Below are 11,879 nucleotides of genomic sequence, written 5' to 3' on the forward strand. Positions count from 1 at the left end.
AAACAAGTAAGAATACTGAGGACACATCCTACCCGGAATCATGACGTCGTCAAAAACTTCAAAACCAAATCAGCAAACAACTTACGGCAAAAACACATTGCGGTATCTTAGTAAGATTTTCGGCTTAATCGTCTTCGGTAAATGAGTTGGCCAGACGAACGTCTTCAACCGGTGCAACGAGACAAGAGATTATTATTGGAAAATCGCTCATCGTCGATTTAAGACCATAAATCAATTTGATCAAGAAAAACATCAATACGTGTAAAAATTACACAGAAACACTTAAACCGATGTAGTTTTGCGACGCCACGTTGCAATTTCGAAACTTGAATTTAGTTCGACGGAGCGATGTCGGGGTTAACAACGTGCAACACGTTGCTTGACCTTCCCCTATAACACCACCGAGGTTGACCGTGCCGGAAAATCCGCTGCCCGCATCGAGTTGGAGAGACTTGCCGCAAAAGGTGCGGAATCGATATCAACTGATCAAGACTTTGGAGACGTCTCATCCTCGGACTCGGTGGTTGGCAGAAGATGGCGAGACGCTGTCCCAAGTCGTCATCGAGACGGTTCACCCGAAGTCTATCGCGGGTGGTGTTCGGCTGCGGATGGAACACGATGCGAACACGCTAAGACAGCATGCCAGCAAGCTGATCGATGGCATTTCAGACTTGGTGAAACAACCCCATTGTTGGACGGTTGTTTCCCAGTTTCGTTCGGGCCTTGCGTTGTCCGATCGACTGGAAGCAGCGGCCATCGAGATTTCCGATGCGCTTCGAATCGGCAGCGATCTGCTGAAATCTCTTCAGGAAGCCCATTCCATCGGTGTGTTACACCGGATGATCCGTCCATCGCACGTCACGCTGGACCAAGAGACCGGCTCGGCACATCTGACCGCGTTCGGCACAGCGGGCTTGATGCGTTGGGAGGATCATGACGATCGGCAAAAAGTCAAAATCGCCGCCTACCTTTCCCCGGAACAAGCCGGCGCTGTCGATTGTGACGTTAAAGAAGCGGCCGACTTGTACTCGTTGGGCATCGTATTGTTCGAATGCCTAGCGGGGCGTCCCCCGTTTCTCGGTGGCAACATCGGCGACTTGTTGATGCAGCACATGACTGCAGAAGTTCCTAGCCTGCGGGCATTCGGCTGTGAGACGCCACGAGTTCTCGATGAAGTCTTTCAGCGGCTGCTCTGCAAAGACCCCCAGGACCGCTATCAGTCGGCACAGGCAGTTCTGTCTGATTGGGAGACGATCCGAGATGCATGGAACAATGGAACCCCGGAACCGTCTTTAGTCGTTGGACTCACGGATCAACGGAGTACCTTGGTCGAACCGGCATTTGTGGCGCGAAAGGCAGAGTTGGAATGCTTGACGCTAGCTGTCAGCGAATCGCGTCAGGGCAAACGGCATCTGCTTTCCATCGAGAGTGAATCCGGGATGGGGAAAACCCGGACCATTCAAGAACTCGTACGGACCGCGAATAGTCAAAATGTCTGGGTCCTACGCGGACAAGGAACGGACCGTGCCGGTCAACGACCGTTCTCGCTTTTGGAAGGGGTGATTCGCGAAATTATCGAGGTCACCACACGTGACTCCCAATGCTTAAAGCAAATTCAAGATCGCATCGGGGACCGTCTTGATGCGATCATCGCCGCGGTTCCAGAACTTGCGACCGCCTGGAATATCGAGTCGCAAACAGACCTTGGACCGGAAGCGTTCGGGGAAACGCGTACTGTCGAAGCGTTGGCGTTGCTGCTGGATTCGCTGGGGACATTCGAGAAGCCCGCGTTGATCATCCTCGACGATTCCCAATGGTCCGACGATGCCACCATCCGACTGATTCAAAGCTGGAGAAACCTCAAGGATCGTCCGGGGTGTTGCACGGTTCTTCTGGGCATTCGCACTGAGGAAACCCGGCCGGACCATTTATTGCGTTCGTTGCTCACGGATAGCCGAATTGAACTTCAACCGCTCGGTGCAGACGATGTGCGACTGCTGACCGAGTCGATGGCCGGGCCGTTGCCGTCGGACATTCACCCAATCATTTGGCGGTTGTCGAAGGGGAGCCCGTTCCTAGCATCTGCGGTCTTACGGGGCTTGGTTGAGACCAAAGCCTTGCGTCCGACCGAGAAAGGCTGGCGTGTCGATTCCCTCGCGATGGAGGACATGCAATCCTCCCAACAGGCAGCGGATTTGCTTTTGCAACGACTGCAGCTTCTTTCTCAACCTGCGAAAGACTTCCTCCGTGGCGGAGCCATCCTCGGCAAGGAGTTCGATCTGGAAGCGGCCGCGGAACTCGTGAATCTCTCGACATCCGACACGATGACCGCCGTCGATGAAGTTCGCCGACGGAATATGATCTGGTTGCGTTCCGATGGAACGACGTGCGTCTTTCTGCATGGACGGATTCGTGAAACATTGCTCGATGCGATGGATAACCATACGCAAGCCGGACTACATCTGCGAGCTGCGAAACGGATTTTGCGAACGCAGCCGGACCGCGTTTTTGAACTGGCTTATCACTTCGATGCAGCGGGGCAATCGGACCGCGCACTGCCGTTTGCACTCTCGGCTGCGGATCAGGCGAGGACTCAACACGCTTTAGAAGTCGCCGAGCAACAATTTCGCATTGCCGACCGTGGAAGCAACGAAACCGACGAGCAAACGCGTTACAAAATTGCCGAAGGACTTGGCGACGTCTTGATGCTGCGTGGTCGCTATGACGATGCAGAAACCTACCTTCGTCGTGCATCGGAACTGGCGACGCAACCGTTCGCTCAAGCTCAAACTCGTTGCAAACTTGGTGAAGTCGAATTCAAACGTGGGCAGGTCGAGTCCGCGACGGCTTCGTTCGAGGATGCTCTCCGGTTGCTCGGACGACTGGTGCCACGGACTTCGGTCACCTTGTTCGTGATGCTGCTTTGGGAAATCTTGATTCAGGCGTTGCATACGATTTGGCCGTCTCAATTTCTGGCGAAGTATCAACGAGAACCCGATCGAGAAACGCGACTCAGTTTGCATCTTTTTAGTCGCTTGGCTCACGGGTATTGGTTCACGCAGTCACGCTTTCATGTTCTGTGGACCCACCTGCGTGGCATGAACCTGGGCGAGCTATATCCGCCGACATTGGAACTTGCGCAGTCGTACTCGGAACACGCCCCCGCGATGAGTTTGGTTTCGTGGTATCGTCGTGGGATTCAATACGCGCAAAAGTCGTTACGTATTCGTCGCCGTCTGGGCGATGTTTGGGGGCAGGGTCAAAGCTTACATTATTACAGCGTCGTCCTGTTCACGAGTGCCCAATTCGAAAAGTGTATCGAGAAAGCTCGCGAAGGTGTTCGACTACTGGAACGGACCGGCGACTACTGGGAAGTGCACACCGCACGATACCAACTTTCGGCGGCTCTCTATCGACTTGGGCGGTTGCGGGAAGCCGTCGAGGAAGCACGAATCACGCACCAGTCAGGTCTCAAATACGGAGACGAACAGGCATCTGGAATTATTTTGGATGTGTGGTCCCGTGCTGCTGATGGCGATGTTCCTGAAGACATCATGGCTCTTGAAGTAAGTCGGGTTCGTCCCGATGCTCAGGGAACCGCCCAAACGATGCTTGGCGAAGGGGTGCGTTTGCTCGCCAACGGCACACCGGAAGAAGCTGCCGAAGTCTTTCATTCCGCGTTCTCACTCGCTGAACGTGCGGGTGTGTGCAATGCATACGTCTCCCCGAACCTGACGTGGTACGTGACGGCATTGCGTCGACAGGCGGAAGAGTTATCAACATTTCATTCTCGACGAAAACGAGAATTGATTCGCCAGGCGTTTCGAGTAAGTCGACGAGCCGTGCGAATGGCACACCGGTTTCCGAATTGTCTGCCGCACGCATTGCGAGAACGCGGGCTGTTGCTTGCCTCTCAAGAACTTCATCAAGCGGCCCTTTCGTCATTGAACGAGAGTCTGAAAATTGCCCGAAAACAGGAGGCTGCCTACGAAGCCGAACAAACGCAACTTGCAATCGCCCAGGTTCGATTGGCCTTGGGTGATCCAAATGCTCAGCGCGATGTGGAACAAGCGGAATTGCAACTGGCAAATCGTCGACAACAAATTGCCCCCGAAACCGAACAGAAAGCCGACTCACTTTCTTTGGCCGACCGATTCGATTTCATTCTGCAAGCGGGTCGTGAAATTGCCACAGCGTTGGAACCGCGGGAGATTTTTCGCGCAGTCGAGGACGCCAGTACCCGACTGTTGCGGGCCGAGCAGTGTTCGCTGTTTCTCACTCCTGAAGACGGCGATCTTGATGTCTCGAATTGGTTCTACGCGGACACCGGCGTTCAAATCGATCCCGACCTGGTGAATTCCGCGATCCTCACCGGTCGCGCGATGATCCCCCGAGACGATTCGGAAGAAAACTCTTCCCGTGATGACAACCGGTCTCAGCTTTGTGTTCCGATTTCTGTACGATCGCGAGTCATGGCCTGTTTGGTCGCGAGACACGATCACATCCGCAACCTATTCGGCCCTGACGAATGTCGCTTGGCGGATTTCATCGCGACGATCGCCGGTGCGGCTTTGGAGAACTCGGAGAACTTCGTCAAACTTCAGGAACTCAACGAAACCTTGGAGGCTCGTGTCGCCGATCGTACCGCCGCGGCCGAAGCGCGAGCTCAAGAACTTCAATTGGTCGCTGCGGAGTTGAAGACCGCCGAGGAACGTCTGCGGGTCGCCAAAGAAGCTGCCGAAGCGGCCAACCGTGCCAAGAGCGACTTCCTGGCGAACATGAGCCACGAAATCCGGACGCCGATGAACGCAATTCTCGGCTTTACGGATTTGCTTCGCCGCGACTTCTACGAATCCGACGCCGAACGGATCGAGTTCCTCGAGACGATCCACTCGAGTGGCACGCAACTGTTGCATTTGATCAATGGCATCCTCGATCTTTCCAAAGTGGAAGCGGGGCAGATGGATATTGAACAGGTCGCGTGTGCACCGCATGATGTGCTGGAAAGCACGTTACGCACACTCAGCGTTCGGGCGATGGAAAAGGGGCTGACGCTGCGGATGGAAACACCGGAACCGCTGCCGGCGTACATCGTGACCGACCCAGCTCGATTGCGACAAGTCGTAACGAACTTGGTGGGCAATGCCATCAAGTTCACCGAGACGGGCGGCGTGCATCTCGTCGTGAGAATGCAGGAAGACGATTCACCGAGCATGCAAATCGAGGTTATCGACAGCGGTATCGGAATGTCGCCCGAGAATGTCGATCGCATCTTCCAGCCGTTCGTGCAGGCGGACAGCTCAATCACTCGCAAATACGGCGGTACGGGGTTGGGGTTGGCGATCAGTCAGCGACTGGCGCGGGCGTTGGGCGGGGATCTCACTGCGACCAGCGAAGCCGGGGTCGGAAGTACGTTTACGCTCACGATCGCAGCCCCGATGCCAAGTGCGGATACGCCGATCGCGGAAACGACCGGATTGGCAACCTCGGAAAACTCACTCACGCGGTCATTGCAATCTCAGTTGCCCGCTGCTCGGGTGCTTTTGGTCGACGATGGCGAGGAAAACCGTCGCCTGTTGCGGTTGGTGCTCTCGCGGGCCGGTTTGGAAGTCGTTCAAGCCGAGAACGGTGCGATCGCCGTCGAGAAAGCGTTGGCCAGTTCATTCGATGTCATTCTGATGGACATGCAGATGCCCGTCATGGACGGTTACACCGCCACGAGTCGACTCCGTGAGGCCGGTTTAACAATCCCAATTTTTGCCCTGACCGCCAGCGTCATGCGTGGCGATGAAGAAAAATGTCTCGAGGCCGGCTGTTCCGCGTTCATCGCCAAACCCGTCGATCTGGATGCATTGCTCGTCACGCTCTCGGAAGTTCTGCACGAATCCGCCGACAAGGACGACTTCTGCGACGACAGTGTCGACCTTTCGATGGACATCGGCATCGAAGAATTGATCAGGAATATTTGCATTCAGGGCCAACGTATGCATCGCGTCTTCCAGAATCAGGAATGGGAGCGATTAGAAGAATTGAATTCTCAGTTGCATGAGGCCGCCGGGGAAATCGATCTGGATGACTTGGTGGATGCGACGAACGCTGTTTCGGAGATGCTACAGACGCACGACGAATCCGGCCTTCAATCCGCCATGACGGAACTTTCGGCGGTGATCGATATGTTTGCAGGCCCGGCATCGTCACCGGCTCCGCAACCGAAGCCGTCGCTGAGTGCCCCAAGTTTAGGGAATGTGTTGACGGATGACCCCGAAATTCAGGCCATTCGCCAAGACTACCTCATCGGTTTGCCGAAAAAGTTGGAGCAAATGACAGCGGCAATCGCGGCGAAAAATTGGGATGAGCTAAAATCGCTCGGTCACTGGATGACAGGTTCTGCCGGCACCGTGGGGTGGCCCGAGTTCAGCCCGATCGCTCACGAGCTCGAGCAAGCAGCCATCGCACGAGAATTGGAAAAAGCCCAAGATCTCCTCACGAAGTTACAATCAACGGTGGAAAAACAACTGGCCGTCATCCACGAGTGATCGCTTTCGGACATTCTCTTGAGTCTTCCCAGTCTGCCCACCTTTACAATTAGTGAGAATTCGATTCAACGCATCCCGAAACCGCGATCGGGATTCGAGTGACGTCAGGCGAGCGGTCGATACGAACTTCGGAACACGAGCAACCTTGGCGACGATCTTCCAAGGTGATGATTGTATGCAGGTGATCCGATCTCGTCCGTTAGAGCCAAGCATGGAACGCTGTCCTATTCGAAATCGACTTTGCACTGCATTGGCTTTCGTCCTCGTTTTCGTGGGACTCGGAAACGCCGTTTCGCCCACGGTCTGTAACGCACAATCGGACGTCGCCGGCCACATTGTATCGTCCCAATTTGCAACTCTTCCCGCTTGCGACTGGAAACGATCGCTCCGGGAAAACGCGTTCAAGAAACGCCCGAGCCCCGAAACGGCTGCAGCGTTGGCCAAACATCTCCTGTGGCGAGCACAGCAAGCGGCGGAAACCACGAAAGAAATCGCCGTCGATCATGCGTATCTTGCAGCGACCTACGCTTGGTATGGCCAATTCGTACTCGATCCCGCCCCGCGAGTGGGTTCGACATGTCTTGAACTCTACAACGAAGCAGTCGGTCTCTGCATGGAGATCGGATTCAAGACGGGTCGATTCCATCCGACACGTGGGTTGACGGTTAACACGCCAAACGGTTGGCGAACGTTGCCGGTCGAGCTTTTTGGTTTGGAATGGCAACCGGATAAAATCGACCGACTGTATGCGGTTACCGAGGAGAACTTCGCAGACATCAACTGCGATTACGCGGTGCACGGAGTGGGTGCGGCGATGGCCGCGGTTCACGTCCGCAACCCCGATGACCCTGCCGAAGAATTCCTCTTCGATGAACATGTCTACGCATTCACGATTGTACTGCGACCGGATCTGTCTTGGCTGGCTGGTTCCAATGCATTGCTCGGAACGAGTGAGGCAGACGGTTCGCCGCTCGGCCCGTGCGTGGAACTCCATGATGTCTTGCGACACAGTGGTGTGCGAGTCGCGGAGCATGTTTGGCCGTTGACCAAACAAGCAGCCGCCGCATTGACGATCGGCCTTGACCTAGCGATGCCCGAATACAACGTCGTCCGCGCCTATTTGAATCCGAACCAGGCGATCGATCGGCAACGCCTCTACTTGCTCGAACCGCATCGCCCCGGTCGCATCCCCATCCTCATGGTGCACGGATTCCTTTCGTACCCGTGGACGTGGACGGAAATGGCCAACTACATCCGGTCCGACCCTTGGATGATGGAGCATTTCGAACTCTGGGTCTATTTCTATCCTACCTCCATGCCGGTGCCGCAATCGGCAGCGAATTTACGCTCCAAATTACAACGGGCCGTCGAAGGGTTCGATCCTGACAGTACCGATGCAGCACTGCAAAATATGGTCATGCTTGGTCACAGCATGGGTGGACTGCTGACGAAACTGCAGGTCACCGACAGTGAAAACATTCTCTGGGATAAGTTCAGCAACATTCCTTGGCCGTACGTTCGCGGCAGCGAGAAAATGATCAACTTCTTCCATCGGCAGTTCTTCTTCGAGTCGCAACCCTTCATCACCCGAGCTGTCTTCTTCGCCACCCCTCATCGCGGGACAGGATTACCAGAGCCTGCGGTGCGGTGCATTGGTCTGGCACTTGCAGGAGAATTACGAACGACCTCGCAATATTTCGGGGAGCTGATCGACCAAAACCCGGGCATCATCCGACCTCCGGATCCGGGACGCTACGGGAACGGGCCACTAGTCAGGATTTTACGGTCCCCGTTTTTCATTCCCTCCAGCATTTTGAACGTGACGGAACCCAGCAGCATCCTGCAAGGGCTCGACATGTTGCCGTATAACCCGCGGGTCACGATCCACACCGTCTATGGGCGACTGGGCAAATATTGTTTCCGGGAAATCGGGGACTTGGTCGTTCCGACCTACAGCGCGCGCGAGATGGAATCCGATACGCTCTATGAACTACGCACGACCCACGGCCGTGTCCACCGAATTCCCGAAGCGCTACTGGAGACCCGACGAATTCTGCAGCAACAATGGAATGACGTAGAGGCGATCCGTTCGGGCGACATCGTGCCACCGGCACCTGCCGACGAAATCGTGCCGCCATTACCTGCCGAAGACAACGTGCCGGCAACGCCAACCGTGCTCGCACCGGCTCCGGCAACGATCGATAACGAGGATTCCACAGACGACTAGAATCAAGCGGCGTCGAGTTCGCTTGTCTGGGAGGTCGGCTTTTGTCCGGGCACTCGGAAGCTGGCTTTTTCCTTGATGATCGATTCCCCGTCGAATCGCGTACCGAAGTACATTTGCTGAGCCAACGGATCGTTCAGCACGGTGGCTGCATCGCCACTCACCAGGATTTTCCCGGCACAGACGACATAGCTGCGATCGGTAATGGTGAGCGTCTCACGTTCCCGGTGGTCGGTCAGTAGGATCGAAATGCCGGAATCGCGGAGGTCGCGGATGATGTCCTGAATGCTGTTGATCGTCACCGGATCGATCCCGGTGAATGGTTCGTCCAAGAGAATCAATCGCGGACGACTTGCCAAACATCGGGCAATTTCGAGTCGTCGTCGTTCCCCCCCAGACAACGTCGAGGCGATCCGTGGCTTCTTGTCTTGTAACCCGAACTGTGTCAGCAAGCGATCGACTTCACGATACCGGTCTCGCCGTTTCAGCTTGAGGTACTCCAAGATCGCCAAGATGTTCTGCTGCACCGTCAGTTTGCCGAAGACGCTGTCATCCTGAGGCAAAAACCCCATGCCTTGACGAGCCCGACGAAACATCGGCCAGCGAGTGACTTCCACACCCTGGAGGAACACTTTGCCCTTGGTGGGTGTGATCAACCCACACGACATGCGGAAGGTGGTCGTTTTTCCGGCCCCGTTCGGACCGAGCAACCCTACGATTTCCCCTTCTTCGACGGTGAAATCAATGCCATCGACTGCCCGCTTTCCAGGGTAGTCTTTCACCAGACCGGTACATTCTAACAGGGCCATCGTTCGTCCTCCATGACGAATGTCGTTTCACTCGGTTCTCGATTGGGCGTGCTCAACTCTGTGCATTCTGGGCTTCGAGTCTACCACTCAGCACGGCTGACAACGTCGTGATTCCCGCTCGGTTGGATATTGTCTCAATTTCCGCGGACCTTGCAAAGGGCGAATTGTTGGCACAATGCCGACAAGCGTCTTAGCGGATCCGCCGCATTCGCATAACGTCCGGATAGAACGGCACGCGAAAACTTGGGTAATCTGTCTTTCCGATCGCACCGCCGGACGGAAAATGATCGCCTCGATCTTCGACAGCCCGATGATCACGAATGCCCCAACCGTCTCCGCCGTTGCCGAATGGAATCCCGTGTGGCCAATAGATGAAAAATGCTTTCCCCACCAAAGCCGACCTGGGCACCGCGTGCCGATTCGGCGGACGACGATCACCCGGCAACAACCAATCGCGATCAAACGGCCACAACCGGCTATCCATGCTTTGCGGGCTATTATCGCCCATCACGAAAAACTCATCATCCTCCAACCGGTCGAATTCGATGGCCTCACCGATCAAGTCACGGTACTCATCAAACCACAACTCAGGTTGCGATCGTAAAAAATCGAGATCCCGCACGTTACTGGCCGACTCTTTCTCGCCCACAAACAAGTCCGCCCGGTAGTAAATGTCCCGTTCGAGTCGCAAGTTGGCAACTTGCGCGACGGCGTTTTGGACGGTAATGCCCACCGGTGTGAGATCGGCCTCGGTCGGTACGGTTCGGGTTCGCAGTCCGCCGACAGGGTGGTAACATCCCACGCGTTCGCCTTCGGCTAACTCCACTTCGCCCGCCGACTCGAATTCCACCAGGTCGCCATCGATCCACAGACACACGCGGTCATCGACGTTGGCATAGGAAATATCCCAGGAACCGGTGCCCACGAGATCGGTTTCGGCCGTCCCCAAAGTGACAACTTCCGATTCATCGCGGCTTTTGTCATCGGGGTAATAGAGCGTGGCATGTCCGTTCGAGAGATCGATTCGACAACGGTATTGTCGACGACCTTCGTTCAGCTCCAATACGAGTTCCGCGTCTTCGGTGGCAGACTCGACGGTCACATTCATCGAGACCATCAAATCGCCGACCCAGAAGTGTCCCTCGCCGTCATGGTTACCCATCTTTTGCAGGGTAAACGCATTGTATCCGCAGAAGTCGGTCACCAGTTGCAAACGATCCCGCAGGTTGATGACATTCGACGACTCATCGTCGACAAAATCCCGATCCGCCAATCGCGGAGGAGTCCGCCATTCGAACTGCAGATTCCCTCCCAACTCCGAGATTGCTCGCCAATCCGATGCACTTGGTACGAAATGACGATAACGCAGCGTTGCGGGGCCGTTACTCGCGTCGACCACAAAACTGCGGTCGACCGGATCCATTTTCCATCCTTCAGGATCATCGATCCAGCCGGCGATCGCGCGGCCATCATCTCCCTTGGTCATCCCGGCCCAACGTTCGGGCCAACCAACCGCCCGCAGAGCCTCCGCGGTGTGGTCGTTGTCATAGACGAGAATTTGCAACTCTTGTTGTTTATCGGGATCGTCCTTCCGCAGAATGCGGAGCGGCCCGCCATCGGAATCGTTAACGTAGACATCACCTTGTTGAATACGGATCTTTTCGCCCGGCAGTCCCACAAGTCGTTTGATGTAATTCGTCGTCGGTTTTTCCGGATACTTGAAGACAATAACGTCCCACCGGTCGGGACCACCGATCTCGAACGGAAACTTGTTGACGAGAATCCGGTCGCCCTTGAACGCCGGTTTGTCGAACATATCGAACCGGTACCGGCAGTTGTCGCAGATGACATCGTGGATACGTCGTGTTCCTTCGATGACGCCGTTGGAATTCTCGCGTCCGTACAAGTAGCCATCGTTGTTGACTTCTGCCGACGCTCCAACCACCACATGATGACCACACTGCGGACAATCGGCCTCTTTGTGTCGTCCTCGCAAGGTCGGTGCCATCGATCCGGTGGGAATCACAAACGCTTCCGCTTCGAAGGTTCGAAACAAAAACGCCAGGATAAATGCGACAACGATCGATTCCATCGTCTCACGCAGTTCACCGGCCTTGGACTTTTTGTTCTCGGAGGATTCCGCGGACTTCTCGGACGGTTGTCCAGAATTGGTCTCGTTTCCAGAGGTCGATTTGGTGGGATTTGCTTTCGCCATGAGAACGAAGATTCCTATCGAAAAAAGCGGCGACCGACTAAGTCTGGTCCAGGTAGCGGCGGCGTAATCCACCATCGGAAAGCGTATTATCCGCG

General features: G+C 55.4%; 4 protein-coding genes. 2 read left to right on the forward strand and 2 right to left on the reverse strand.

Annotated features, from left to right (window positions below; all coding sequences use genetic code 11):
• The first annotated feature begins 413 nt into the window (after positions 1-413).
• Both AC5DDB_RS06980 and AC5DDB_RS06985 read left to right on the forward strand, forming a co-directional pair.
• Entirely contained in the window at positions 414-6,536 is a 6,123-nt protein-coding gene (locus AC5DDB_RS06980) for an ATP-binding protein (RefSeq protein WP_491738976.1), read from the forward strand.
• Positions 6,537-6,747: 211 nt separating this feature from the next.
• Positions 6,748-8,763, forward strand: a complete 2,016-nt coding sequence (locus tag AC5DDB_RS06985) for an esterase/lipase family protein (protein WP_491738977.1) — start codon at positions 6,748-6,750, stop codon at positions 8,761-8,763.
• A gap of 2 nt (positions 8,764-8,765) precedes the next feature.
• On the opposite strand, the gene lptB is transcribed toward AC5DDB_RS06985, so the two are convergent.
• Together lptB and lepB are read right to left on the reverse strand one after the other, a co-directional pair.
• Positions 8,766-9,569: an LPS export ABC transporter ATP-binding protein gene (gene lptB / locus AC5DDB_RS06990; RefSeq protein WP_491738978.1), complete on the reverse strand. Its 804-nt coding sequence runs from the start codon at positions 9,567-9,569 to the stop codon at positions 8,766-8,768.
• A 190-nt stretch (positions 9,570-9,759) separates the two neighbouring features.
• A complete protein-coding gene (gene lepB / locus AC5DDB_RS06995) occupies positions 9,760-11,784 on the reverse strand; it encodes a signal peptidase I (RefSeq protein WP_491738979.1) in 2,025 nt (674 codons plus the stop codon).
• Positions 11,785-11,879: the final 95 nt, after the last annotated feature.

Source organism: Thalassoroseus sp. (genome assembly GCF_984380535.1).